This is a genomic window from Streptomyces sp. bgisy027, assembly GCF_057710365.1.
The window spans coordinates 1-24,108 of record NZ_JBYIVZ010000026.1 but is presented as its reverse complement, the minus strand read 5'-3'; the positions used below and the strand labels follow the sequence as shown (position 1 = coordinate 24,108).

The window sequence follows — 24,108 nt, the reverse complement described above, 5'->3', positions numbered from 1 at the left end:
TCTCGCAACCCCGCCGGCCCAGGCATACCTCGCCCTGCAGAGAGTCGGAGACCAGAGGGATAAGTCAGAGAACTCTAAGGAGCTTAGATACGGTTACGCTAACCTCCGGTTCCATGGGAAGACCTCCGCGGGCCCTCATCACCGTCCGGCTGGCCGTCCGGACCGAATCGACGACCAGCCCTGAGCGGCAGATCGCAGAGTGCAAGTCCTTCTGTGAGCGGCGCGGGTGGGATGTCGTCGGCGTTGCCAGGGACCTCTCTGTGTCCGCCACTGCGGTGCCGCCGTGGAAACGTCCGGGACTGTCCCGGTGGCTCGACGATCGCGCCCCTGAGTTCGACGTCATCGTTTTCTGGCGGCTCGATCGCTTCGTTCGGCGCGTCAGTGACCTGCACCAAATGATCACGTGGGCCGAGAGGCACGGAGAGAAGGGGCTGGTGTCCGCCACCGAGCCGTTCGATCTCACGAGCGCGACAGGCAAGGCGATGGCCACCATGATCGCCACCTTCGCCCAGATGGAGGCCCACGCCGCCGCCGAGCGGGTCGCCTCATCACGCGCGCACCTCCTCACATCCGCGCGGTGGGGCGGCAGTTCACCACCCTTCGGCTATCGCACTTACGCGAAGGACGGCGCCCGTTACCTGGAGATCAATCCGACAACGGCGGATATCGTCCGTGAAGCCGCTCGGCGCGTCATCGATGGTGAACCCGTCAACGCCATCTGCCGGGACTTCGAAGAACGGGGCGTGCCTTCACCCGCGGACACGTATCAGCGCAACAAGTCGGGGAAGGACTTCGTCTGGTACCCCCGCACGCTGAAGGGAATCCTCACCTCCCCCACCCTGCTGGGCCAAAAGACACGCAGTGAGGACGTTCCCGGCAAGAAATACAAGCAGCGCGTCCTGGTTCACGATCAGGACGGCCTTCCCGTCCGCATGGCCGAAGGTGTGCTGGACCAGGAGACCTTCGACCGCCTTCAGGACACACTGACCGATTCCGCCTCCCCGATCCTCCGGCGTTCCGCAGACCCCAGGACCCCACTCCTCAATGTGATCAAGTGTGGCGGCTGCGGCAAGAACCTTCAGCTGCATACGACCAGGAAACGACGCAAGGACGGGACCTACCGGGTCACCGAAAGGATCCGCTGCCTTTCACGCGTCGGCTCCCCGGCATGCCCCGGGTATGTGTTCCGCCCCGAGGAGGAGATCATCACCCCTGTGCTGGGCATGCTGGTCCGCGCAGTCGGAGCCACACCCGTCACCCGCCGTGAATACGTCCAACGAGCCAAGACCAGCGGGGAGCTGAAGCATCCACCATTCGATGTCCACGAGGATCACTGGCAGTTCGTGCCGGTCGGAACGACCTTCGCCGAACGGTGGCGGAGCATGGAGCTCACAGAGATCGGCAAGGATCTGATCCGCGCGGGCATCACGGTCAGGTGTCACCCCGCAGAACGCGGTGGCCATGTCCTGGAGATCCCTGAAGACTTCCGGGAACGGCATGCCAAATCCCTGGCACAGTCGAGATCCCACGACGGGCGGGCAGGCACTCCGACCGCCTCTCCCGGGGACTCACGGCCTCGCGAAGCGTTGTCCTCACGTTCACCATCACGGTCGAATACCCCCTCCGGATCGGCCGCCACGGACCAGGAGCCCCGCCCATGACCACGACCATTCGCCGAAGTGACCAGAGGATCAGCCCTGTCTTCCTCGGGATCACCGCTGTCACAGGGGTCACCGGGTGGGCGGTGTGGACGGGCTTCGCATCGCCGCCAGGGCTTGCCGTCTTCCTCTTCGTCACTCTGGCCTGGGTGGTCTCTCTGTGCCTGCACGAGTACGCGCACGCCCGCACAGCGCTGCACGCGGGCGACATCACTGTCGGCACGAAGGGTTACCTGAGCCTGAATCCTCTCGCCTACACGCACGCGCTGCTCAGCATCGTGCTCCCGGTGATCTTCGTGATCATGGGCGGCATCGGTCTGCCGGGTGGTGCCGTCTTCATCGAGCGCGGCCGGATCCGGGGGCGCTGGCGGCACAGCCTGATCTCGGCGGCGGGCCCGCTGACGAACGTGCTGTTCGCCGTCGTGTGCACCGCCCCGTTCTGGCTGGACGCGCTCGACGGCGTGCCGCGGGACTTCCGCTTCGCGCTCGCCTTCCTCGCGCTGCTCCAGGTCACGGCCGCGATCCTGAACTTCCTGCCGATTCCGGGCCTGGACGGCTACGGCGTGATCGAGCCCTGGCTGTCGTACGACGTCAAGCGCCAGGTGGAGCCGTTCGCCCCGTTCGGCCTGCTGTTCGTGTTCGCGCTGCTGTGGGTGCCGTCGGTCAACAGCGCGTTCTTCGACATGATCGACGCCGTCCTGCGCGGCCTCGGCATCAGCGACTTCGACACCTACTGCGGCTACGACCTGTTCCGCTTCTGGCGGGACTCGAACGAGCTCTGCTCGGTCGCCGGCTGACTCAGCCGGTGGCGGAGCCGCGCCGCTCGTCCCTGGCACGCCTGAAGTAGTACCAGGTCATGTTCGACGACAGCCCCGCGAGCAGCACCCACACGATCCCCAGCCAGCTGCCCTGCGCGAAGGAGACCACGGCCGCGACCACGGCCAGCACACAGACGATCAGGGCATAGACACCAAGGCGGGGCATTTCACTCGGCTCCTTCGGGGGACACTGCTACCCGGACAGTGTCCCCCATGAGCTCATACGTCCGTGACGCGGAGCCCCGCGTGCGCCTTGTAGCGGCGGTTCACCGAGATCAGGTTCGCGACCAGCGCCTCCACCTGGTGGGCGCCCCGCAGCCGCCCCGCGAAGACGCCGCGCATCCCGGGGATCCGGCCGGCCAGCGCCTGGACGATCTCCACGTCGGCGCGGACCTCGCCGAGCACCATGACGTCGGTGTCGATCTCGTCGATCTCCGGGTCCTCCAGCAGGACCGCCGACAGATGGTGGAAGGCGGCCGTCACCCGGGAGTCCGGCAGCAGGGCGGCGGCCTGCTCGGCGGCACTGCCCTCCTCCGGCTTGAGGGCGTAGGCGCCCTTCTTGTCGAAGCCGAGCGGGTTGACGCAGTCGACGACCAGCTTGCCGACGAGGTCCTCGCGCAGCGCTTCCAGAGTCTTGCCGTGGCCCTCCCACGGCACGGCGACGATCACGATGTCGCTGCGCCGCGCGCACTCGGCGTTGTCGGCGCCCTCGATGCCGTGCCCGAGTTCCTCGGCGGCGGCCCGGGCGCGCTCGGCGGCCCGCGAGCCGATGATCACCTTCTGGCCGGCCCGGGCGAGCCGGTAGGCCAGGCCCTTGCCCTGCGGCCCGGTCCCGCCGAGCACGCCGACGACGAGCCCGGAGACGTCCGGGAGGTCCCAGGGGTCCTTGGCCGGGGCCTTCGCGGGCGCGTCGGCGGGCTGCTGTGCACTGTCGGTAGAGGTCATGGGCCGACTTTACGTCCGTCCCGCCGGTGCCGACGAGTCAGGTGAGCCGGTTCACGGGCACCCGCCGGAAGGTGATGCTCTCGTACGGGCCGAAGTCGCCGGTCTCGTAGAGGAGTCCGACCGTGTCCTCGTCGATGCGGACCAGATCCGAGTACGCGGCCGGCAGCCCGTCCACCGGATGGGCGGACCGCCAGGTGACGCCGTGGTCGGTGGAGGCGCGGATCGTCATCAGGGCGCGGGCGCCGGGGTCGGCGGGGCCGGAGAACAGGAGCACGTCGGGGTCGCGGAGCTGGAGCACGCTGCCCTCGCAGATGGGGGCGACCAGGCCGGCCTGCGGGCGGAAGGGCTGGGTCAGGGTCGTGCCGCCGTCCTCGGAGTAGGCGTCGGCGCGGTTGCCGGGCGAGACGGAGTCGTTGCGGGTGTTGAAGTAGACGCGGCCGTCGGGGAGTTCGGCGGCGGTGGTCTCGTTGACGTTGACGTAGTCGTCGGCGTTCTCGTCGACGTAGCCGATCCTCCAGGTGGCGCCGCGGTCGTCGCTGAGCAGGCAGTGGCCGCTGTTGTACCTGGGCTCGGTGCCGATGTCGTCGCCGACGGGCGGGATCGTGTGGTTGGCGGCGACGACGACCCGGCCGGTGCTCAGCTGGATCGCGTGGCCGGGCGTGGTGGCGTACCAGCGCCAGCCCGGCCTCTTGACCTGCGTGGTGATCTCCTTCGCGCTCGACCAGGTGACGCCCTCGTCGTCGCTGTGCCGCACCCAGATCCGGCGGCCGTCGGCGTCGCTCACCTCGCCGCGCAGGATGCCGGCCTCGGTGGCGGTGGCGTGGTTGCGGATGTGGACGAGCAGGATGCGGCCGGTGTCCAGGACGACGGGGGCGGGGTTGCCGGCGAGGTGCCAGTCGTTGTCGGCGACCACTGCGAGGGGGCCCCAGGTGCGGCCGCCGTCCGTGGAGCGCCTGAGCACGATGTCGATGTGCCCGTGGTCGCCGGCGGAGTCGACCCGGCCCTCGCAGAAGGCGAGAACGGTGCCGGTGGAGGTGGTGACGACGGCCGGGATGCGGAAGCTCGCGTAGCCCTCTTGGCCGGCCCGGAAGGGGACGCTGGTCTCTGTCATGCGGGCTCCTCGGATGGCCTGTATCACCGCGGAAGGTGGTTGTGCGGGATAACGAATGCGTCTGCCCAGGTTGGGCGAATTCGTGGTGAACTCCGGGTCACGACTGGTCGGTTGCGGCAGGATGCGGTCGCATGGATGCCGTACGTGTCGCGTTGCTGCGCGAAGTACTCGCCGGAACGGAGTGGTTGGGGGCGACCCGGCGGTTCGCGGGGTCGCTGCGGGCGTCGGCGGTGGCGCACGGGGGCGGGCTGCTGCTGGTCGGCACACGGGAGTACGAGCCGTGGCATCTGACGGCGCATCTGGTCGACGAGGCCGCGTGGTCGGGGACGCCGGAGCTCGCGCCCACTCTCGTACGGCATGACGCGCGCGCCTCGGATCCGGCGCATCTGGCGGTCGGGCTCGGGCGGCTGGCGGCGGCCCGGCGCGGCGAGACGCTGCTGGTGGTGTCGCCGGACCGGCCGGGGGCGCCGCTGCTGGAAAGAGTGCACGACGCCCGGCGGGCCGGGGCGACGGTGCTGGCGCTCGGCACCGGCGAGGGGGAGCTGACGACCATGGCCCACGAGAGGCTGGTCGTGCCCGAGGGCGCGGAGCTGGACCTGGACACCGTGCAGCACCTGGTCAGCGCGGCGGCGGGCGAGAACACGGTGCCCTCCGGGCGGGGGCGGCGGAGGTTCCGGGACCGGTTGTCGAGACTGGCGGAATCCTTGACGGCACCGCCACCGGCGCGGTGGTGACGCGCCGGAGGGTCGGGGTGGTTTCTGTTGTCGGGCGGGCTTCTGTTGTGGGGGCTGGTCACGCCCACGCGCCGGAGCCGCACATCGACACAGCCCCGCGCCCCTGAAAGGGCGTTGCCAGCACGTCGGCCGCACTCGAAATCCGGTTGCCCTCGCCACCTGTCCGACCCGAGCATGACCTCTCGTGACCGACTCCCCCACCCCGGCGCCACGCTCCCGCCTGCGCGCCGTGCTCCCCGATCTGGCGCCCTGGCGGGCCTCCGCCGACTTCCGGCGGCTGTGGCTGGCGGGGCTGGTGACGACCTTCGGCAGCTTTCTGACGTTCGTCGCGCTGCCCGTGCAGATCAAGGAGCTCACCGGGTCCGCCGCGGCGGTCGGCGCGATCGGGGCCGTGGAGCTGGTGCCGCTGATCGTGTTCGGGCTGTACGGCGGCGCGCTCGCCGACGCGCTCGACAAGCGGAAGCTGATCCTGTGGACGGAGGCCGGCCAAGCGGTGCTGAGCGCGGCGCTGCTGGTCAACGCGCTGCTGCCGACCCCGGCGATCTGGCCGCTGTACGTCGTCGCCGCCCTGTCCTCCGCGCTGGTGTCGGTCCAACGTCCGGCCCTGGACGCCCTGTTGCCCCGGATCGTCGCCCACGACCACCTTCCGGCGGCCGCCTCCCTCAACGCGCTGCGCTGGCAGGTCGGCGGTGTCGCGGGTCCCGCCCTGGCCGGCGTGGTCGTCGCGTACGCGGGGCTCGGCTGGGCGTACGGCGCGGACCTGGTGACGTTCGTCGTCTCCGTCGCCCTCGCCGTCGGCCTCTCCTCCTCCCCCGCCTCCCACGAGGCCGCGAAACCGTCCCTGAAGGCCATCGCCGAGGGCGCCCGCTACGCCTGGAGCCGCAAGGAGCTCCTCGGCACGTACGTCGTCGACATCGCGGCGATGCTCTTCGCGCTGCCGCTCGCCGTGCTGCCGTTCCTCGCCGACGAGCTGAACGCCCCCTGGTCGCTGGGCCTGATGTACGCCGCGATGCCGGCCGGTGCGATGGTCGTGAGCCTGACCAGCGGCTGGACCTCACGGGTGCACCGGCACGGGCGGGCCGTGGTGCTGGCGGCCGTGCTGTGGGGCGTGGCCGTGGCGGCCGCCGGTGTCTCCCGGAGCGTATGGCTGGTGCTGTTGTTCCTGGCGCTCGGCGGCGCCGCCGACATGGTCAGCGGCGTCTTCCGCGGGGTCATGTGGAACCAGACGATCCCGGACGAGCTGCGCGGCCGGCTCGCCGGGATCGAACTGCTGTCGTACTCGGTGGGACCGCAGCTGGGCCAGACCTACACGGGCGGCGTCGCGGCCTGGAAGGGCGTGCGGACGTCCGTCTGGTCGGGCGGGCTGCTGTGCGTGGGCGCGGTGGGGCTGCTGGCGCTGTGCCTGCCGAAGCTGATGACGTACGACGCGCGCACGAACGAGCACGCCGTCCGGCTGCGGGAGCAGCGCAGGGCGGCGGCAGCCGCGCCGGCGCCCGCTGCTGCGCCGACTGCTGCTCCGGCTGGAGGCTGACCGGCCGGGATCACTTCTCGTCCGGGGGGCCCGTCGGCGCGTCGTGCCACCTCGGGTCGTTCTCCCACTCCAGGTTGCGCTCGCGCGCCAGATCCATCGCGTGCTGGGCCTCGGCCCGGGTGGTGTACGGCCCGAAGCGGTCCTTGGCCGGGCACTCCGGGCCCTCCTCGACCTTCTTGTGGACGAGGCAGTAGTACCACTCACCCGGCTTGCCGACCGTGCGCTTCTTGAACAGGGCCATGACCCGCTCCTTTCGACTGAGCTCGCCATGGTCATGGTCCCCCATGAGCGCTGTCTTAGACTCGCTGGCATGTCTGGCCAGTCGCTGCTCGTACCAGGGGAGCTGTCTCCCACCCGTTCCGTGCCCGGAAACATCCGCCGGCCCGAGTACGTCGGCAAGCCCGCGCCGACGCCGTACAAGGGTCCGGAGGTGCAGACCCCGGAGACCGTCGAGGCGATGCGGGTCGCCGGCCGTATCGCCGCGCGGGCGATGGCCGAGGCGGCCAAGCTGATCGCGCCCGGCGTGACCACGGACGAGCTGGACAGGGTGGCGCACGAGTACATGTGCGACCACGGGGCCTACCCCTCCACGCTCGGCTACCGCGGCTTCCCGAAGTCGCTGTGCACCAGCCTCAACGAGGTCATCTGCCACGGCATCCCGGACTCCACGGTCCTGCGCGACGGCGACATCGTCAACCTCGACGTGACGGCGTACATCGGCGGGGTGCACGGCGACAACAACGCCACGTACCTGGTGGGTGACGTGGACGAGGAGAGCCGGCTGCTGGTGGAGCGCACCCGCGAGTCCCTGACCCGCGCGATCAAGGCCGTCAAGCCGGGCCGCCAGATCAACGTCATCGGCCGGGTGATCGAGTCGTACGCCAAGCGCTTCGGCTACGGCGTGGTCCGTGACTTCACCGGCCACGGCATCAACTCGTCGTTCCACTCGGGCCTGATCATCCCGCACTACGACAGCCCGCACGCGACGACGGTCATCCAGCCCGGGATGACGTTCACGATCGAGCCGATGCTGACACTGGGCACGCACGAGTACGACATGTGGGACGACGGCTGGACGGTCGTCACGAAGGACCGCAGGCGCACCGCGCAGTTCGAGCACACACTGGTGGTGACGGAGACCGGCACGGAGATCCTCACGCTGCCGTAGCCGACCCCCTCGAAGACCACCGGAACCCGTCCTCTGCGGAGGGCGGGTTTTCTCGGTACGCTTTTACCGACATGACGTCGGCAAACCTATTGACTTAGGTAAGCCTAACCTCAGAAAATACCCGCATGGACTCCTTCTCGACAGTCATCCGCACCGCCTCCCACGAAGAGCACGTGCAGGCGGAGACCTCGACGTTCATGAGCGACATGCTCGGCGGCCGGCTGGGCGTGGACGCGTACGCGCGGTACACCGAGCAGCTGTGGTTCGTGTACGAGGCGCTGGAGGCCGGTGCCGGGCGGCTGGCGTCGGATCCGGTGGCCGGTCCGTTCATCCGGCCGGAGCTGTTCCGGCTGGCGTCGCTGGAGCGGGACCTGGCGCATCTGCGGGGCCCCGAGTGGCGCTCGCTGGTGTCCGCCCTGCCGGCCACCCGGGCCTACGCGGACCGGGTGCGCGAATGCGCCGACGACTGGCCGGCCGGCTACATCGCCCACCACTACACCCGCTACCTCGGCGACCTCTCCGGCGGCCAGATCATCCGCGACAAGGCCGAGAAGACCTGGGGTTTCACCCGCAAGGGCGACGGGGTCCGGTTCTACGTCTTCGAAGAGATCTCCAACCCGGCCGCGTTCAAGCGGAGTTACCGGGAGCTGCTGGACGAGGTGCGCGCGGACGACCTGGAGAAGCAGCGGATCGTGGCGGAGTGCAAGCGGGCGTTCGCGCTGAACACGGCGGTGTTCCGGGCGCTGGGCGAGGAGTTCCCGCTGTCGGCGTGAGCGCCGGCTTCCTCACCGCCAGGGCCGCAGACCGCCCGCGTCCGTCTTCCAGCCGTCGCGGGCGGCGCGCAGCAGTGCGTCGGCGCGGGCCCGGCGGGTGCGGGCGGCTTCCCTGACCGTGTCGAGCTCGGGCCGGCCCGCCTCCCCGGCCTGCGCCAGATCGGCCTCGGCCCGCTTGGTCTCCGTGACCAGCTCGGCCTCCCGGGCCTCCTGCCGGGCAAGGAACTGCTGGTGCCGCAGCACCTGGTTGCGGACGTCCTCCACCAGGTCGTACACGGCGACCTCGCGGTCCCGCGGGTAGTGCTCGGTGCGGGAGGTGCCGTCGGGGCGGGTCACCCGGATGTGGACGTTGTCGCGGGTGTGGCCGAAGTCGACGGCGAGGCCGGCCAGCGGCAGCTCCTCCTCGACCGATGTCCGGGCGGCGTCCTCACCCCCGGCTGCCTCGTTCTTCATGAACAGCAGGACGTGCTCGTGGAGTTCCAGCGGCGGCAGCCAGCGCTTCGGACGCACCGCCCGGCCCTGCCCGGGCTTCGGCAGTGCCGCCCGGGCCGCCTCCAACTCCCGCACGCGTTGCCGGAACGGCGCGACCCGGTCCGACCAGCGCCGTTCCGCCTCCGCCACGCTCCGGTCCGCCTTCTCGCAGGCGGACCGCCGTTCACCGCGGGCGTCGGACAGCGCCCGCCGCGCCGCGCGCTCCTCGGCGCCGAACGAGAAGGCGTAGCGCAGTCTCCCCGGCACACACGGATAGCGCAGCAGCCAGAACAGCAGCCCGCACCCCACGACGACCAGCACCACGATCACGGTCCGCACCGGATGCCCCCCTGTGCCCGCCAACGGGCCCAGTGTGACCGCATCCGGCGACCCGCACCAGGTGTCAGCGCTCCAGGACCACCCGGCCGCCGAGCTCGACCCAGTCCCCGGGCTGAGGAGCCGTCAGAAGCTGCGATCCCGCGCCCTGGGTGATGTTGAGCGCGCGGCCCAGCCGATGCGTGAGCTGGATGGCCGCGGCACCGGTCGCCTCGTCCTCCGCGACGCCGTCGCCCCGCCCGGGGAACCCCCGCGCACGCACCCGCCCGGCGGCCTCGTCCTCCCAAGCCCAGGCGTAGACCCACTCCCCCGCCGGCGGCACGGCGAGCCCGTCGACCTCACCCGCGCTGCCGTACTGCCGCAGGGTGCGCGGCGGCGCCCACTCCGGCCGGGCCTCGATCCAGCAGAACTCCCCGTCGATCCGGGCGCCGACCACTCCGGCGGGCGTCACGAGTTCGGGCACGTCGAGCAGCCAGGCCGTACCGACGCACGGGTGCCCGGCGAAGGGCATCCGCACGGAGGGCGTGTAGATGTCGATGACCCCGCGCTCGGGGTCGTCCACGAAAACGGTCTCGCTGAAGGCGAGTTTCGCCGCGAACGCCTGTCGTTCCTCGGGTTCCGGCATCACGGATCCCTCGCGGACGACACCGAGCTCGTTGCCGTACCCGCCGCTCGGCCCGCAGAAGACGCGGAGGACGTCGTAGTCAGTCACAAGGGAATTCAAGCACCTGCCCGGGGCCGGCAGCGCCGGCCCCGGGTTCACGGGGGTGGGTGTCCTACGCCTCGGTACGCCGCCTGCGCATCGCGATCACCACGCCCGCGCCGGCCGCCACCGTGACCGCGGCCGCCGTGCCCAGCGCGGCCACCGGCACATCCGACCCGGTGCTGGCCAGACCGCCCGTGACGCCGCCGGTCGTCGAGCCCGTCGTACCGGCGGAGCCACCGGTCGAACCGCCGCTGCCCGAACCGCCGTTCCCCGAGCCACCGCCCGTCGGGCCGCCCGCGCCGCCGCCGTCCGGCAGTTCGGCGTCGGCCGTGAGGGCCACCGCCAGGTCGACCGGGTCGAGTTCGGTGCCGGCGGGGTAGAAACCGCCGAAGGCCTTCGCGCCGGCGTCGGTGAGGATGGCCGTCACGCCGTCGGCCGTGATGACGTCGTCCTGCGCGACCAGGTCCGGCTCGTCCGCCTTCAGGTCGGCCAGGACCGCGTCCTCGGTCTTCTCGCCGAGGCTGGTGACGTCGGCGGTGAGTTCGCCGACGCCCTCGTCGAGGCTCACGCGGAGGGCGGTCAGGGTGAGGTCGAGGCCGTGACCGCCGTCCTCGCCCTGGCCCTGGTGGCCCTTGAAGGTGACGGCGCCCTTGAAGTCCGCGGAGAGGGTGCCGGCATCGGTGTCGTACTCACCCGTCGCCTCGGTGAAGGTGAAGACCCCGTTGTCCGCGGCCTGCGAGGCGCCGCCCGACGTCGTGATCTCGCCCTTGGCGACACCGCCCACGACATACGAACGGAAGGACTGCTTGACGCCCCAGCCGAGCGTGCCGTCGGCTATGCCGCCCCGGGCCGGGGCCTCGGCGACGGGCTCGGAGGGGGCCGTGCTCGTGGTGGGCGAGGCGGACTCGGTCGCGGAGGCGGTCGGGGTCGCCGACTCCGTGGCCGTGGCCGTGGCAGTCGCGGTCGGCGTCGGGGACCGGGTTGCCGTGGCCGTCGGCGTCGGGGACGGCGAGGTCTTCTGCACCACCGTCAACGGATCCCCCTCCGCCCCCTCGTACCCCGGGCTGCCGAGGGTGTCCGCGGCCTCCTTGGTCAGCCTGGTCGTCATGTCGGTCATCGCCCGGGTCACGGTGACGTCGGCGAGCGGCACGTCCTGCGTGGTCGTACCGGACTTGGTGACATCGGCGGTGATCTCGGCCGCCGCGCTGTCGAACCGCACGTCGGACAGCGTGATGTCGAAGCCGTGCGCCTGGGAGACGATCCGCACGCTGCCCTTGAAGCCGAGGTCGACGGTGTGGGCGGTGGAGTCGTAGGTGCCGGAGCCCTCGGTGAAGGTGAACGCGCCGTTGCCGGCGGCCTGCGAGGCGCCGTCCGTCGCGGTGAAGGTGCCGGCCGCCATGCCGGTCACATAGGTCCGGTAGGACTGCTTGATGCCCCAGGTCAACTCGTAGCCGCTGAGCGGGACTTCGGCCGCCGAGGCGGTGCCGGCGCCGAGGGCGGCGAGCGCGGTGGCGCCCAGGGTGGCCGCGGTGGCGACGGCGGCGGCCAGGACGACGGGACGGCGTCTGCGGTCGTTGGTGGGCATGGCAGGGGTTCTCCTTGCACTGGGTGGGTGGTCCGCCGCGGCCGATCGCGGCCCGGCGGACGGGGCATGGGGCATGGGGGGATCAGTCCGTGTCGGACGTGGGGGCGGCGGCCGCGGCGGCCGGACGGGTACGGCGCCTGCGTACGGCGACGAACGCGAAGGCGGCCGCGACCAGCAGCAGGGACCCGGCCGCGAGGCCGATCGGCGGAGCGGGGACGCCGTCGTCGTCGGGGGTGCTCGCGACGGGTTCGGCGGACGGCTCGGACGGCGTCGGTGACACGCTGGGCGTGGGGGTGCTGCCCAGGTCGGGCAGGGCCGGCAGCTCCGCGTCGGCGGTGGTGGCGACGGCCAGGGAGACGGGGTCCATCCCGGTGCCCGCCCGGTACATCCCGCCGAAGGCCTTCGTGCCCTCGGCGGTGAGTTGCGCGGGGGCCTCGGTGACCTTCGCGAGGCCGTCCTTCACCTTCAGGTCCTCGGCCGTGAAGGTGACCAGCGGCACCTTGTCGCCGGTGAAGCCGGCCGCGCTCACATCGGCGTAGAGCGTGCCCTTGCCGTCCTCGACGGTGACCCGGACGCCGCTCAGCCTCAGGTCCAGGCCGTGCGCCCCGGTGAAGCGGACCGCGCCCTTGAACGCCGCCCGAAGGCCGCCGTCCTTCCACGTCCCCCGCCCGTCGGGGAACCGGAACAGCGCCCCGCCGTCCTCGGCGCCGGACGACAGCGTCCACTCACCCTGGGCGATGTCGCCGGTGACGTACTCCCGGAAGGTGCGGCGCACACCCCAGTCGACGGCACCGTCCACCAGCTTGCCGCCCGAAGTCTCCTTCTTCGCCGGGGACTTGGTGGCGCTGGGCGCGGGCTTCGGCTCGGTGGTCCTGGCCGCGACGACGTCCGCCGACAGGCTCACCGGGTCGAGGGCGGTCCCGGCGGTGTAGTACCCGGCGAAGGAGCGGGCGCCCTGGGAGGTGAGCGTGGCGGGGAGGTTGTTGAGGACGACCGCGTCGCCGCCGCCGCGCATGTCGATCCCGCCGAGGGCGAGGGAGGCGAAGGGCACCTGAGTGGACGTCGTGACCGTCCCGGTGCCCTTCGCCTTGCTGGTGACGTCCACGTACAGGGTTCCGGTGGAGCCGGAGATGCGGACGGTGGGACGGCTCAGCGTGAGGTCGAGCTGATGGGCACCGGCGTCCGTGCGGTGCCCGACGAAGTGGACACCGCCGGAGAAGGAGGCCCGGAAGGCGCCCGTGTCGCCGTCGTACGTCCCCGCGGCCGAGTGGAAGCGGAAGCCGCCGCCGCCCACGGTCGCCGCGCCGCCGGTCAGGGAGTAACTCCCTTTCGCGATGGGGCCGGTGACATAGCTCTGGAAGGAGGATTTGACGCCCCAGTCCAGTCGGCCGCCCTGCACGGCCCCGCTCGCCGCACGGGCGGCGGTCGCCGGGAGCAGGGCGCCCAGGACGGCCGCGCAGAGAACGGCGACCAGGGCTCGTGGGTGGGCAGACATGAGTGGTCCTCCGAGACGACGGACACGACGACCGGTAGCGAACGAAGGTAAGGCTAACCTAAGCTTTGCCCGGCTGGAACGGCAGTGGACCGAGAGGAACGGACGGGACCGTGCGACGTTTGCGCACACGACTTACGGGCGCGCTGCTGGCGGTGCTCGCCCTCACGACGGCCGGCTGCGGAGCCGCGAGCCAGGCGGGGACCGGCGCGGAGAGCACCGGTGCGAAGGCCGGCGCCAACCGGGTCGAGCCGCTCGCCGGGAAACCGGACCCCGACCTCCCGGTCACCGTCCGCTCCGCCGACGGCGGGAAGGTGACCGTCGGGAAGGCGGACCGCGTGGTCCCGCTCTCCGGCGGCCTCGGCGAACTCGTCTTCACGCTCGGGCTCGGCGACCACGTCGTCGCCCGCGACATCACCGCCACCTTCACGCAGGCGGCGAAGCTGCCCGTCGTCACCCGGGGCCATGACGTCTCGGCCGAGAGCGTGCTGTCGCTCAGGCCGGACCTGGTGCTCGCCGAGACCACGACAGGACCCGCCGAGGCCATGGACCAGATCCGCGCCGCGGGCGTCCCGGTCCTGGTCGTCGCCCCGGCGCGGGGACTCGACGACGTGGACCCGCGCATCGAGGCCGTCGCCGCCGCGCTCGGAGTGCCGGCGGCGGGCAAGGCGCTCACCGAGCGGACAGAACGACGGATCGCCGCCGTACGCAAGGACGTTCCGCGCGAGAAGGACAAGCCGCGGGTCGCCTTCCTCTATCTGCGCGGCTCCGCCTCCGTCTATCTCATCGGCGGCAGGGGATCCGGCGCCACCTCCCTCATCGAGGCGGCCGGAGGGGTCGACGCCGGGGCCGACTCGGGCCTCGCGAAGGACTTCACCACCATCACCAGCGAGGCCCTGGCGAAGGCGGCGCCGGACGCGATCCTCGTGATGAGCAAGGGACTTCAGTCGGTCGGCGGCGTCGACGGACTGGTGCAGATCCCGGGCGTCGCCGAGACGCCGGCCGGCGCGGACCGCCGGATCGTCTCGATCGAGGACGGTGCGCTGCTGAGCTACGGGCCGCGCACCGACCAGGTGCTGAAGTCGGTCGTGGCCCAGTTGTACGAGGGGGACGCGGCATGACCGTACTGGAGAAGGGCGCGCCGTCCGAGGCCGTGACGGGGACGCCGTCGCGCCGCCGGCACACCACGGTCTGGCTGCTGACCGTGGGGCTGAGCCTCGGGCTGCTCGTCCTCGTGCCGGTCGCCGCCGGGATCGGCGCCTACCCGATCCCGGTCGGGGACGTCCTCGCGTCCATCCAGCACAGAGCGGGGCTCGGCGGGGGCGAGTTGGACCGGGTCGCCGAGTCGGTGCTGTGGAACGTGCGCTTCCCGCGGATCGTGCTCGCGCTGCTCATCGGGGCGTCGCTGGGGTGTGCCGGGGCGTTGATGCAGGGCGTGTTCGGCAATCCGCTGGCCGAGCCGGCCACGATCGGTGTCTCCCTGGGCGCGGCGGTCGGGGCGGTCGCCGCGATCTCGCTCGGGCTGACCTTCCTCGGCAACTGGACGCTGCCCGCGATGGCCTTCGTCGCCGGGCTCGGCACCGTGCTGCTGGTGTACGCGATGTCCCGGTCGGGCGGGCGTACGGAGGTCGTGACCCTGATCCTCATGGGGATCGCGGTCAACGCGTTCGCGGGGGCGCTGATCGGCCTGTTCATCTTCCTCGCGGACACCGCGGCGGTGAACCAGATCACGTTCTGGCAGCTCGGCTCCCTCGCCCAGTCCACGTGGCCGAAGGTGACGGCGGTCCTGCCGTGCGCGGTCGTCGGGCTGGTGGTGGCGCCGCTGTACGCACGCCGGCTGGACCTGCTCGCGCTCGGCGACCGGCCCGCGCGGCATCTGGGGGTGGACGTGGAGCGGATGCGGGTCGCGTTGATCCTGGTGGTCGCCCTGCTGACGGCCGCGGCGGTCAGTGTCTCCGGGGTCATCGGGTTCATCGGGCTCGTCGTGCCGCACCTGCTCCGGATGGCCGCGGGGCCGGGGCATCGGTTCCTGATTCCGGGCAGTGCGCTGGGCGGGGCGGTGGTGCTGCTCGCGGCGGATCTCGCCGCGCGGACGGTGGCGGCGCCGGCGGAGCTGCCGCTCGGTGTGCTCACGGCTCTGCTGGGCAGCCCGTTCTTCTTCTGGCTGCTGCGGAGGACCCGGCGGCGGCAAGGGGGGTGGGCGTAGGGGTCGCGGGCCGGGTGCGGGCGGGTGTGGGCCTGCGGGTCGCGGGCCGGGTGCGGGCGGGTGCGGGCCTGCGGGTCGCGGGCCGGGTGCGGGCGGGTGCGGGCCTGCGGGTCGCGGGCCGGGTGCGGGCCGGTGGGCGCTGGTCGCGCAGTTCCCCGTGCCCCTTGCGGGCGTTGTCCGACCCGGCGCCGGCAGCGATCCGTCCGTCACGGACTCCGGCCCGCCTCTCCCACCACCGAACCGGCCCTTCCGCCCCTCACCCGCACCACCCCGCCCTTCCGCCGCAACGGCGCTCAGCCCCGACGACCTCTTCGGCGGTGCCGAACCGCCCCCGACCGACCCTTCAGGGAGCCCGTGCATGAGACTGCTCCGGCCTCGGCCCTCGTACCCCTCCCCCGCCGAACCCGGCGACGCCCTCGCCGAGGCGGTGGATCTTCATGTCCGGCTCGGATCCCGTGAGGTGCTGTGCGGGGTGTCCGTCGCCGCCCTCGCCGGTGAGGTGCTCGCGCTCGTCGGGCCCAACGGGGCCGGGAAGTCGACGCTGCTGGGTGCGCTCGCCGCGGATCTGCCGGCCGCCGGCGGGGTCGTACGGATTCACGGGCGGCCGGCGGCCGAGTGGACCGCGCCCGAACTCGCCCTGCGTCGGGCGGTGCTGCCGCAGTCGGCGACGCTCTCGTTCCCCTTCACGGTGGAGGACGTCGTGCGGATGGGCCGCGCACCCCACGCCGGCTCCCCCGCCGAGGACGACCTCGCCGTCGCCGAGGCGATGGCGGCCACCGAGGTGAGCGGCTTCGCGCCACGGCCGTTCTCCGCGCTCAGCGGCGGCGAGCGGGCCCGCGTGGCGCTCGCCCGGGTGCTCGCGCAGCGAACCCCGCTGCTGCTGCTCGACGAGCCGACCGCCGCCCTGGACCTGAAGCACCAGGAGTCGGTGCTGCGGGTGTGCCGGGAGCGGGCGCGGGCCGGGGACGCGGTGGTGGTCGTACTCCACGACCTGGGGCTCGCGGCCGCGTACGCGCACCGTGTCGCGATCCTGCGCGCCGGGCGGGTCGCGGCCGACGGACCGCCCGCCGAGGTGTTCTCCGAGCGGCTGCTGTCGGAGGTCTACGACCAGCCGGTCGACGTCCTTTCGCATCCTCGGACAGGAGAGCCGCTGGTGACCCCGCGACGGAACCTTTGACCATCCTTTGACTTTTCCATGGGGTCGATTTTGGCCACTTAGGTAATCCTTATCTCCGTTAGGCGAGCCTCACCTTGGTATGTGAGGCCCGTCACGCACTCTTTCCGGCCACCTCATGGAGCCTTCATGCGCACCGCCAGACTCCCCGTCACCACCGCCATAGCCGCCGTGGCGGCTCTGACCGCCGTCACGGGGTGCACCGAGAAGGGGAGCACCGAGGGCGGCGACCGGGTGGTCAACGTGACCTCGACGGACGACAAGTGCGAGGTCTCGAAGAAGGAGTTCCCGGCCGGGCACGTCGAGCTCGCCATCGAGAACAAGGGCTCCAAGGTCACCGAGGTCTACATCCTCTTCCCGGACGACCGCATCGTCACCGAGCGCGAGAACATCGGCCCCGGCACCAAGCAGCGCGTCACCGCCGAGGTGAAGGCGGGCGAGTACACGATCGCCTGCAAGCCGGGCATGAAGGGCGACGGCATCCGGCAGACCGTCAAGGCCACCGGCAAGGACACCGCCGCCCAGCGGGACCCGCGCCTGGACGAGGCCGTGGCCGCCTACCGCAAGTACGCCCAGGAGCAGGCCGACGAGACCCTGCCGCTCGCCGAGGCGTTCGCGAAGGCGGTCAAGGACGGCGACCTGGAAGCCGCGAAGAAGGCCTACGCCACCTCCCGCATCGGCTGGGAGCGCACCGAGCCGGTCGCCGAGTCCTTCGGCGACATCGACCCGAAGGTCGACGTGCGCGAGGACGGCCTGGAGGACGGCCAGGACCCGGCCACGGACTGGACCGGCTGGCACCGGCTGGAGAAGTCCCTGTGGCAGGACAAGAAGATCGGCGACCGTGAGAAGGAGCTCGCCGACCAGCTCATCACCGACCTGAAGGACTGGCAGAACCGGGTCGGCAAGGCCGAGATCACCCCGACCTCGATGGCCAACGGCGCCAAGGAGCTGCTGGACGAGGTCGCCACCGGCAAGGTCACCGGCGAGGAGGAGCGCTACTCGCACACCGACCTGGTCGACTTCAAGGCCAACGTCGAGGGCGCGCAGAAGGCGTACGAGCTGCTGAAGCCGGTCGCCAAGGAGAACGACCCGACGCTGGTCACCGAGCTCGACAAGCAGTTCGGCGCGCTGAACACGCTGCTGGACAAGTTCCGTGCGGACGGTTCGAACGCAGCGCAGTACGACTTCATCTCGTACGACAAGGTCGGCAAGGACGACCGCAAGGAGCTGTCGGACGGCGTCAACGCACTCGCGGAGCCGCTGTCCCAGCTCGCCGCCGCCGTAGTCGCGAAGTAGGGGCACGGTCATGACGGAACAGACCGAAGAGACCACGGGCACTCCCGCTCCCTCCCGGCGTTCGCTGATCGGCTGGGGCGGTGCCGGGCTCGCGCTCGGCGCCGTCGCGGCCGGCGGTGCCGTGGCGATGACCCGCACCGGCGACGACGTGGCTCCGGCCGCCGCCGGGACGGGCGCCGCGATCCCCTTCCACGGCGAGCGGCAGGCGGGCATCGCCACCCCGGTGCAGGACCGCCTGCACTTCGCCGCGTTCGACGTGAAGACCGAGGACCGCGCCCAGTTCGTGCAGATGCTGAAGGACTGGACGGCGGCCGCGCGCCGGATGACCGCCGGACAGGCCGTCGGCGAGGGCGCGTACGGCGGTCTCGCGGAGGCACCGCCGGACGACACCGGTGAGGCACTGGGCCTGAAGCCGTCGCGGCTGACGCTCACCATCGGGTTCGGTCCGTCGCTGTTCGAGAAGTTCGACCTCGCCGCTCAGCGCCCCGAGGCCCTCGTGGAGCTGCCGCACTTCTCCGGCGACAACCTCGACAGGAACCGCAGCGGCGGCGACCTGTGCGTGCAGGCCTGCGCGGACGACCCGCAGGTCGCCGTGCACGCGATCCGCAACCTGGCGCGCATCGGCTTCGGCAAGGTCGTCATCAAGTGGTCCCAGCTGGGCTTCGGGAAGACCTCCTCCACCACCCCCGAGGAGCAGACCCCGCGCAACCTCATGGGTTTCAAGGACGGCACCCGCAACATCGCGGGGACCGAGACCGACCGGCTGAAGAAGTTCGTGTGGGTCGGCGAGAAGGACGGGCCCGAGTGGATGGCGGGCGGCTCCTATCTCGTCGCCCGGCGCATCCGGATGCACATCGAGACCTGGGACCGCACCTCGCTGCAGGAGCAGGAGGACATCTTCGGCCGCGACAAGGGCGAGGGCGCCCCGGTCGGCAAGGCCAAGGAGCGTGACAAGCCGTTCCTGAAGGCGATGCTGCCCGACGCGCACGTCCGGCTCGCGCACCCCGACTCCAACGAGGGGGCGACGATCCTGCGCCGCGGCTACTCCTTCACCGACGGCACCGACGGCCTCGGCCGCCTGGACGCGGGCCTGTTCTTCCTCGCCTACCAGCGCGACCCGCGCACCGGGTTCATCCGGATCCAGCGCAACCTGGCCATCGACTCGCTCAACGAGTACATCCAGCACGTGGGTTCGGCGCTGTTCGCCGTCCCGCCCGGCGTCCGCGGCAAGGACGACTGGTGGGGCAGCACGCTGTTCGGCAAGGAGGCGTAGCCCGTGTTCGCCAACTACCTGATCGGACTGCGCGAGGGCCTGGAGGCCAGCCTCGTCGTCTGCATCCTCATCGCCTATCTGGTGAAGACGGACCGCCGGGACGCGCTGAAGCCCGTCTGGACCGGCATCGGTGTCGCGGTCGCCCTCGCGCTCGGCTTCGGCTGCGCGCTCGAATTCGGTTCCCAGGAGCTGACGTTCGAGGCGCAGGAGGCCCTCGGCGGGTCCCTGTCGCTCATCGCGGTGGGCCTGGTGACGTGGATGGTGTTCTGGATGCGGCGCACCGCCCGGCACCTGAAGGCCGAGCTGCACGGCAAGCTGGACGCCGCCCTCCTGATGGGCACCGGCGCGCTGGTGGCGACCGCGTTCCTCGCGGTGGGCCGGGAGGGCCTGGAGACGGCCCTGTTCGTGTGGACGTCGGTGCGCGCGGCCGGTGACGGCACCCCGCGCCCGCTGATCGGCGCGGCCCTCGGCATCGCCACCGCGGTCGTCCTGGGCTGGCTGTTCTACCGGGGCGCCCTGCGCATCAACCTCGCCAAGTTCTTCACCTGGACCGGCGGCTTGCTGGTCGTCGTGGCGGCGGGTGTGCTGGCGTACGGCTTCCACGACCTCCAGGAGGCGCGCTGGCTGCCGGGCCTGAGCAACAAGGCCTTCGACATCAGTGACACCATCGACCCGTCGAGCTGGTACGGCACCCTGCTGAAGGGCGTGTTCAACTTCCAGCCGGACCCGACCGTCCTCCAGGTCACGGTGTGGCTGCTGTACCTGGTCCCGACGCTCGCGCTGTTCCTCGCCCCGGTAGGGTTCGCCTCCGGGAAGGGGAAGGTGAAGGAACCTGATGAGCAGGGAACGCGGCCCTCTAAGGCTCCGCAGGCTTGACCGGAGGGCACTGATAGCGGCCGGCGCGACCGCTTTGTCGTTGACGGCGAGCGGATGCGTGGTGGTCCACGGGGAGCGGGAGATCCTCCCCTCGGCCACCAAGGCGGAGGCCGAAGAGGCCCTCAAGGAGTTCATCTCCGCGTACAACAAGGCGGACAAGGCGTACGACAACTCCCTGTACGCCGACCACGTCACCGGCGCGCTGAGCGACATCGACGGGGCCCGGCTGAAGGCGGGCAAGGCGCTGAGCCCCGAGGGCAACGCCTCGCACACCCCGCTGGTGCTGTCGGACGCCAGGATCACGATCCCGAAGAAGGCGGGCTGGCCGCGCTGGTTCGTCGCCGACACGGCCGCGAACAAGGGCGGCAAGGCGCGCTGGGTCTTCGTGTTCACCCGCGGCGGCCTGGACGATCCGTGGGAGGCGGCGTATCTGACGCTGACGGCCCCCGGCCGCATGCCGAAGTTCCAGACGGACAAGGACGGCTGGGCCGAGGCGGTGCCCGCGAACTCGACCGAACTGGCCGTGCCGCCCGGGGACTTGAGCAAGGACTACGCGGGCTATCTCAAGGACGGCGGCGACAAGTTCGCGCAGGGCCCGCACACCAGCACCTGGCGCGCGGACCGGGAGAAGGACGCCAAACGGCCCGGCCTGGTCAGCCAGTTCATCGACGAGCCGCTCACCGACGGGGACTACGCCCCGCTGGCGCTGCGCACCGCGGACGGCGGGGCGCTGGTGTTCTTCACCACCCGCTACTACGAGAAGCGGACGGCGTACGCGGGCACCTCGGTCCCCTCGCCGGGCAAGGCGGTGGAGGCGCTGACGGAGGGCGAGATCAAGCAGTCGCTCACGATGGAGTTCGTCTCCAACCAGGTGGCGCTGGATCCGAAGGGCTCCGGGACGGTGAACGTGCTCGGCCGGATCCAGGGGCTGACGTCCGCGAAGGGCGAGTGATCCCCGCGCCCGCTCAGTGGCGGCGCAGGGGCCAGGCCGCGGATGCGTGGTCGGGCTCCTCGCCGGCGTAGCGGGCGCAGGCGTCGGTGAGGACTTCCAGCAGGCTCAGCGGGTCGGGCAGCGGGTGCTCGGGACCTCGTACCCAGTGCACGGTCCGATCCTCGCCGGGCAGCCTGGCGGGCGGTACGAGGACGTAGGAGCCGCGGCAGTGCCAGCGCAGCCCCGGGTGCTCGTCCATGGTCTCGGGGTGGCAGTCCAGCTCACAGGGCCACCACTCGTCCTCGTCCTCGGGGGTGCCGCGGGTGGCGGTGAAGAACAGCAGGCGGCCGTCGTCGCTCTCGGCGACGGGTCCCACCTCGATGCCGGCGTCGAGCAGCCGCTCCAGCGCCTCGCGCCCGGCCTCGACCGGGACGTCGAGCACGTCGTGGACCATGCCGGTGGCGGTGATGAAGTTGGCCTGCGGCTGGTGCCGGGCCCAGCGCTCGATCTGTCCTCGATCGGTGGTGGACTGCGTCTGCCAGGCGAAGGACACCGGGTGCCGGGCCGGGGTGGGACAGCCGACCCGATCGCAGGAGCAGCGGAAGCCGGCCGGGTGCGCCGCGGGGGCCAGCGGCAGTCCCGCCGCAGCGGTGGCGAGCAGCAGGGCCTCCCGGCCGCCGTCGTCGGCGGTGTCCTTGGGGCGGCGTCCGCGCAGCCACTGGGTGAGTTTGCCCTGCAGTCCGGTCCGGCCGCCCAACTCCGCGCTCATCTATCCCCTCGCCTCGCTGTCGTGCGGAACAGCATGCCCTATGGTCCCACCATCGTGCGCCTCGGGGGGCCGTAGCGGACAACCGGGCCAGGTGGGGCGAGGTGTGTGCAGCCCCGCGATCAGGGGTTATGCGCCACTTTGGCAGGATTTACGGACTTGCCCGACTTACCGGGTGCGCGGCGCGAGGCCGTGCAGCGCGTAGTCGACGAGGGTGTCCGTGTACTCGTACGAGATCGGGCCCGTGTACTGCAGCCAGCGCTGGGCGAGCGGCGACACGAAGAGTTCGAGCGCGATGCGCGGGTCGACGTCCGGGCGCACGTCACCGGCCTCCTGCGCGGTGCGCAGCCGCTCGACGTACAGCTGGAGCGAGGGTTCGAGGAGCTTGGTCACGAACTCCCGCCCGAGCTGCTCGTCGACCACGCCCTCGGCGGCTAGGGCGCGGGACGGCGCCTCGAAGCGGGGGTCCTTCAGCTCGTCCACGGTGGCCCGCAGGACGGCCTTCAGGTCGGCGGCGAGGTCGCCGGTGTCCGGGATGGCGTACGGCTCGTGCCCCATGGCCTGCGTGGACTGCTCACCCAGATCGAGGAACGCCTCCATCAGCACCTCGGCCTTCGACGACCACCACCGGTAGATCGTCTGCTTGCCGACCCCGGCCCGGGCGGCGATGCCCTCGATGGTGGTCCTGGGGTAACCGACCTCCACGACGAGCGCGAGGGCGGCCTCGTAGATGGCCCGCCGGGACTTCTCGCTGCGGCGGGCGGAGCTGGGCGCGGGCGCCTCGGACTTCGGAGCGGACTTCTGAGCTGCCATGGCCCGAATTTATCAGGTTGACAAGACGGAGCGTCTCGCCGGACCCTGGGAGGGCTCAGTGAGACGATACGTCTCGTTTACGTTCTGGTACCGAAAGGAGCCTCACATGTCCCGAGGCGGAAACATGCTCGGAGTCGGCGGCACACGCCGGAACCTCGGCCGCAAGGCCCTGCGCGGCGGCGGACGGAACGGCAGGATCGGCGGCGGCCTCGACCCTCAGGCCCAGAAACGGGAGCTGCTGCGCAAGCTCCAGGAGAGGCGGGCGGAAGCGGAGACGCAGGGCGAGGAGACGTCCTAGCCGGTACCGCCGGGGGTGTTACGGCGCCTCCGGCGGCCAGGTGTCGCCCCACTCCGTGTCGCGAGCCGCCTTGTAGAGGTCGCCGTGCCGCTTGGTGACCGTCGTGCGGTGCAGGGACGGGTCGGTCTCGCAGAGGTCGAGCAGGACCTGGCCCTTGCGGATCTGGGGTTTGCGGACGACCCGGGCGGGGGCCGGGGTGGCGGGCAGGCGGGTGGCGGCGACGTAGCTGAACTTCTCGTCCTCGTAGGCGAGGGAGCCGCCCTTGATCCGGCGGTGCAGGGAGGAGCGGCTGACCCTCGCCGAGAAGTGGCACCAGTCGGTGCCGGGGACGATGGGGCAGGCGGCGCTGTGCGGGCAGGGGGCGGCGATGCGGAAGCCGGCGGCGATGAGGCGGTCGCGGGCCTCGATGACGCGGGTGTAGCCGTCCGGGGTGCCCGGTTCGACGATCACCACGGTCCGGGCCGCGGACGCGACGGTGCCGAGGAGGGCGGCGCGGTCCGGGGCGGTGAGTTCGTTGAGGACGTAGGAGACGGTGACCAGGTCCGTGGGGTCCAGGGTGAGCGTCGAGTCGATGCGGGCGCGCTGCCAGCGGGCCTTGTCCAGCGTGGGGTCGGCCGCCGCGATCTCCCGGCCGATGGCCAGGGCGGGCTCGGCCCAGTCCAGCACGGTGACGCTGCGCTCGCCGGGCCAGGTGGCGGAGACGGCCCAGGTCGCCGCGCCGGTTCCGCCGCCCACGTCGGTGTGGGTCGCGGGGGTCCAGTCCGGGACGGTCCGGGCGAACGCCTCCAGTGCGGAGTGGACTGCCTCGAAGGTGGCGGGCATGCGGTAGGCGGCGTAGGCCGCCACGTCCGCGCGGTCGCGCAGGATGGGGGCGTCGGTGGGGGTGGCGCCCCGGTAGCTGGCGATCAGCCGGTCGACGGCCTGGGCGGCCCGGCGGGGCGGGAGGTCGTCGAGGAGGGCGGCGAGGGCGGTGCGCAGGGTCTCGGCCGACGGGGGGACGGGGGCGTTCACGCGGTGATTCTATGAGGGCGGGCGCGGGTGGTCGCGGCCGGCTTTTTCTCGCCCCCGCCGCCCCTACCCGTCCCGTCCCTCTGGGGCTCCGCCCCAGACCCCGCTCCTCAAACGCCGGAGGGGCTGACATACCCAG

At 71.7% G+C, this 24,108-nt stretch carries 25 protein-coding genes; 14 read left to right on the top strand and 11 right to left on the bottom strand.

Going from position 1 to position 24,108, the window contains the following annotated elements:
* Positions 1-113: 113 nt before the first annotated feature.
* Positions 114-1,661, top strand: coding sequence for a recombinase family protein (locus AC3ETA_RS25785; protein WP_432195278.1), 1,548 nt, complete (start codon positions 114-116; stop codon positions 1,659-1,661).
* The gene (locus AC3ETA_RS25780; RefSeq protein WP_432195277.1) at positions 1,658-2,455 is read left to right on the top strand and encodes a site-2 protease family protein; all 798 of its coding nucleotides are present in this window, start codon (positions 1,658-1,660) and stop codon (positions 2,453-2,455) included. The genes AC3ETA_RS25785 and AC3ETA_RS25780 overlap by 4 nt, the downstream gene beginning before the upstream one ends.
* A 1-nt stretch (position 2,456) precedes the next feature.
* On the opposite strand, the gene AC3ETA_RS25775 is transcribed toward AC3ETA_RS25780, so the two are convergent.
* The 3 genes from AC3ETA_RS25775 to AC3ETA_RS25765 are packed head-to-tail and all read right to left on the bottom strand — an operon-like array spanning position 2,457 to position 4,532.
* Positions 2,457-2,642, bottom strand: coding sequence for a hypothetical protein (locus AC3ETA_RS25775; protein WP_432195276.1), 186 nt, complete (start codon positions 2,640-2,642; stop codon positions 2,457-2,459).
* Between the two features lie 53 nt (positions 2,643-2,695).
* Positions 2,696-3,421 carry an NADPH-dependent F420 reductase gene (gene npdG, locus AC3ETA_RS25770; RefSeq protein ID WP_432195275.1) on the bottom strand — a complete coding sequence of 242 codons (726 nt, stop codon included), beginning with the start codon at positions 3,419-3,421 and terminating at the stop codon, positions 2,696-2,698.
* A 37-nt stretch (positions 3,422-3,458) separates the two neighbouring features.
* Complete coding sequence (locus tag AC3ETA_RS25765) at positions 3,459-4,532, bottom strand: sialidase family protein (protein WP_432195274.1); 1,074 nt, start codon at positions 4,530-4,532, stop codon at positions 3,459-3,461.
* Between the two features lie 131 nt (positions 4,533-4,663).
* Between AC3ETA_RS25765 and AC3ETA_RS25760 the strand changes: the two genes are divergently transcribed.
* Together AC3ETA_RS25760 and AC3ETA_RS25755 are read left to right on the top strand one after the other, a co-directional pair.
* Entirely contained in the window at positions 4,664-5,266 is a 603-nt protein-coding gene (locus tag AC3ETA_RS25760) for a hypothetical protein (protein WP_432195273.1), read from the top strand.
* Positions 5,267-5,450: 184 nt separating this feature from the next.
* Entirely contained in the window at positions 5,451-6,797 is a 1,347-nt protein-coding gene (locus tag AC3ETA_RS25755) for an MFS transporter (RefSeq protein ID WP_432195272.1), read from the top strand.
* A 10-nt stretch (positions 6,798-6,807) separates the two neighbouring features.
* Here the strand turns inward: AC3ETA_RS25755 and AC3ETA_RS25750 are convergent, their stop codons facing one another.
* Positions 6,808-7,038: a hypothetical protein gene (locus tag AC3ETA_RS25750; protein ID WP_432195271.1), complete on the bottom strand. Its 231-nt coding sequence runs from the start codon at positions 7,036-7,038 to the stop codon at positions 6,808-6,810.
* 69 nt (positions 7,039-7,107) lie between these two features.
* Here AC3ETA_RS25750 and map point away from each other — a divergent pair, with 69 nt between their 5' ends.
* Positions 7,108-7,965 carry a type I methionyl aminopeptidase gene (map, locus tag AC3ETA_RS25745; protein WP_432195270.1) on the top strand — a complete coding sequence of 286 codons (858 nt, stop codon included), beginning with the start codon at positions 7,108-7,110 and terminating at the stop codon, positions 7,963-7,965.
* 125 nt (positions 7,966-8,090) lie between these two features.
* Positions 8,091-8,738 carry a biliverdin-producing heme oxygenase gene (locus AC3ETA_RS25740; RefSeq protein ID WP_432195269.1) on the top strand — a complete coding sequence of 216 codons (648 nt, stop codon included), beginning with the start codon at positions 8,091-8,093 and terminating at the stop codon, positions 8,736-8,738.
* A gap of 12 nt (positions 8,739-8,750) precedes the next feature.
* On the opposite strand, the gene AC3ETA_RS25735 is transcribed toward AC3ETA_RS25740, so the two are convergent.
* The 4 genes from AC3ETA_RS25735 to AC3ETA_RS25720 form a co-directional block, all read right to left on the bottom strand.
* The gene (locus AC3ETA_RS25735; protein WP_432195268.1) at positions 8,751-9,572 is read right to left on the bottom strand and encodes a hypothetical protein; all 822 of its coding nucleotides are present in this window, start codon (positions 9,570-9,572) and stop codon (positions 8,751-8,753) included.
* 40 nt (positions 9,573-9,612) lie between these two features.
* Positions 9,613-10,257, bottom strand: coding sequence for a PhzF family phenazine biosynthesis protein (locus AC3ETA_RS25730; protein WP_432195267.1), 645 nt, complete (start codon positions 10,255-10,257; stop codon positions 9,613-9,615).
* Between the two features lie 64 nt (positions 10,258-10,321).
* Positions 10,322-11,836, bottom strand: a complete 1,515-nt coding sequence (locus AC3ETA_RS25725; protein ID WP_432195266.1) for an HtaA domain-containing protein — start codon at positions 11,834-11,836, stop codon at positions 10,322-10,324.
* 82 nt (positions 11,837-11,918) lie between these two features.
* Entirely contained in the window at positions 11,919-13,331 is a 1,413-nt protein-coding gene (locus tag AC3ETA_RS25720) for an HtaA domain-containing protein (RefSeq protein ID WP_432195265.1), read from the bottom strand.
* Positions 13,332-13,441: 110 nt separating this feature from the next.
* Between AC3ETA_RS25720 and AC3ETA_RS25715 the strand changes: the two genes are divergently transcribed.
* The 7 genes from AC3ETA_RS25715 (at position 13,442) to AC3ETA_RS25685 (ending at position 21,105) form a co-directional block, all read left to right on the top strand.
* On the top strand, positions 13,442-14,449 hold the full coding sequence (locus AC3ETA_RS25715; protein WP_432195264.1) for a heme/hemin ABC transporter substrate-binding protein: 1,008 nt from the start codon (positions 13,442-13,444) through the stop codon (positions 14,447-14,449).
* Complete coding sequence (locus AC3ETA_RS25710; protein ID WP_432195263.1) at positions 14,446-15,534, top strand: FecCD family ABC transporter permease; 1,089 nt, start codon at positions 14,446-14,448, stop codon at positions 15,532-15,534. Before AC3ETA_RS25715 ends, AC3ETA_RS25710 begins: the two co-directional genes overlap by 4 nt.
* Before the next feature lie 358 nt (positions 15,535-15,892).
* Positions 15,893-16,711: a heme ABC transporter ATP-binding protein gene (locus AC3ETA_RS25705; RefSeq protein ID WP_432195262.1), complete on the top strand. Its 819-nt coding sequence runs from the start codon at positions 15,893-15,895 to the stop codon at positions 16,709-16,711.
* 126 nt (positions 16,712-16,837) lie between these two features.
* On the top strand, positions 16,838-18,004 hold the full coding sequence (efeO, locus tag AC3ETA_RS25700; protein WP_432195261.1) for an iron uptake system protein EfeO: 1,167 nt from the start codon (positions 16,838-16,840) through the stop codon (positions 18,002-18,004).
* A gap of 10 nt (positions 18,005-18,014) precedes the next feature.
* Entirely contained in the window at positions 18,015-19,277 is a 1,263-nt protein-coding gene (gene efeB, locus AC3ETA_RS25695; protein WP_432195260.1) for an iron uptake transporter deferrochelatase/peroxidase subunit, read from the top strand.
* Between the two features lie 3 nt (positions 19,278-19,280).
* Positions 19,281-20,153 (top strand): iron uptake transporter permease EfeU, encoded by an 873-nt coding sequence (efeU, locus tag AC3ETA_RS25690; protein ID WP_432195259.1) that lies wholly within the window; start codon positions 19,281-19,283, stop codon positions 20,151-20,153.
* The gene (locus tag AC3ETA_RS25685) at positions 20,113-21,105 is read left to right on the top strand and encodes an SCO2278 family lipoprotein (protein ID WP_432195258.1); all 993 of its coding nucleotides are present in this window, start codon (positions 20,113-20,115) and stop codon (positions 21,103-21,105) included. Before efeU ends, AC3ETA_RS25685 begins: the two co-directional genes overlap by 41 nt.
* A gap of 13 nt (positions 21,106-21,118) precedes the next feature.
* Here AC3ETA_RS25685 and AC3ETA_RS25680 read toward each other — a convergent pair whose 3' ends face one another.
* Both AC3ETA_RS25680 and AC3ETA_RS25675 read right to left on the bottom strand, forming a co-directional pair.
* Positions 21,119-21,853, bottom strand: a complete 735-nt coding sequence (locus AC3ETA_RS25680; RefSeq protein ID WP_432195257.1) for a bifunctional DNA primase/polymerase — start codon at positions 21,851-21,853, stop codon at positions 21,119-21,121.
* A 165-nt stretch (positions 21,854-22,018) separates the two neighbouring features.
* The gene (locus tag AC3ETA_RS25675) at positions 22,019-22,663 is read right to left on the bottom strand and encodes a TetR/AcrR family transcriptional regulator (protein ID WP_432195256.1); all 645 of its coding nucleotides are present in this window, start codon (positions 22,661-22,663) and stop codon (positions 22,019-22,021) included.
* Positions 22,664-22,769: 106 nt separating this feature from the next.
* On the opposite strand from AC3ETA_RS25675, the gene AC3ETA_RS25670 reads away from it, so the two are divergent.
* Complete coding sequence (locus AC3ETA_RS25670; RefSeq protein ID WP_432195255.1) at positions 22,770-22,961, top strand: DUF6243 family protein; 192 nt, start codon at positions 22,770-22,772, stop codon at positions 22,959-22,961.
* An 18-nt stretch (positions 22,962-22,979) separates the two neighbouring features.
* Here the strand turns inward: AC3ETA_RS25670 and AC3ETA_RS25665 are convergent, their stop codons facing one another.
* A complete protein-coding gene (locus AC3ETA_RS25665; protein ID WP_432195254.1) occupies positions 22,980-23,972 on the bottom strand; it encodes a small ribosomal subunit Rsm22 family protein in 993 nt (330 codons plus the stop codon).
* Between the last annotated feature and the right edge of the window lie 136 nt (positions 23,973-24,108).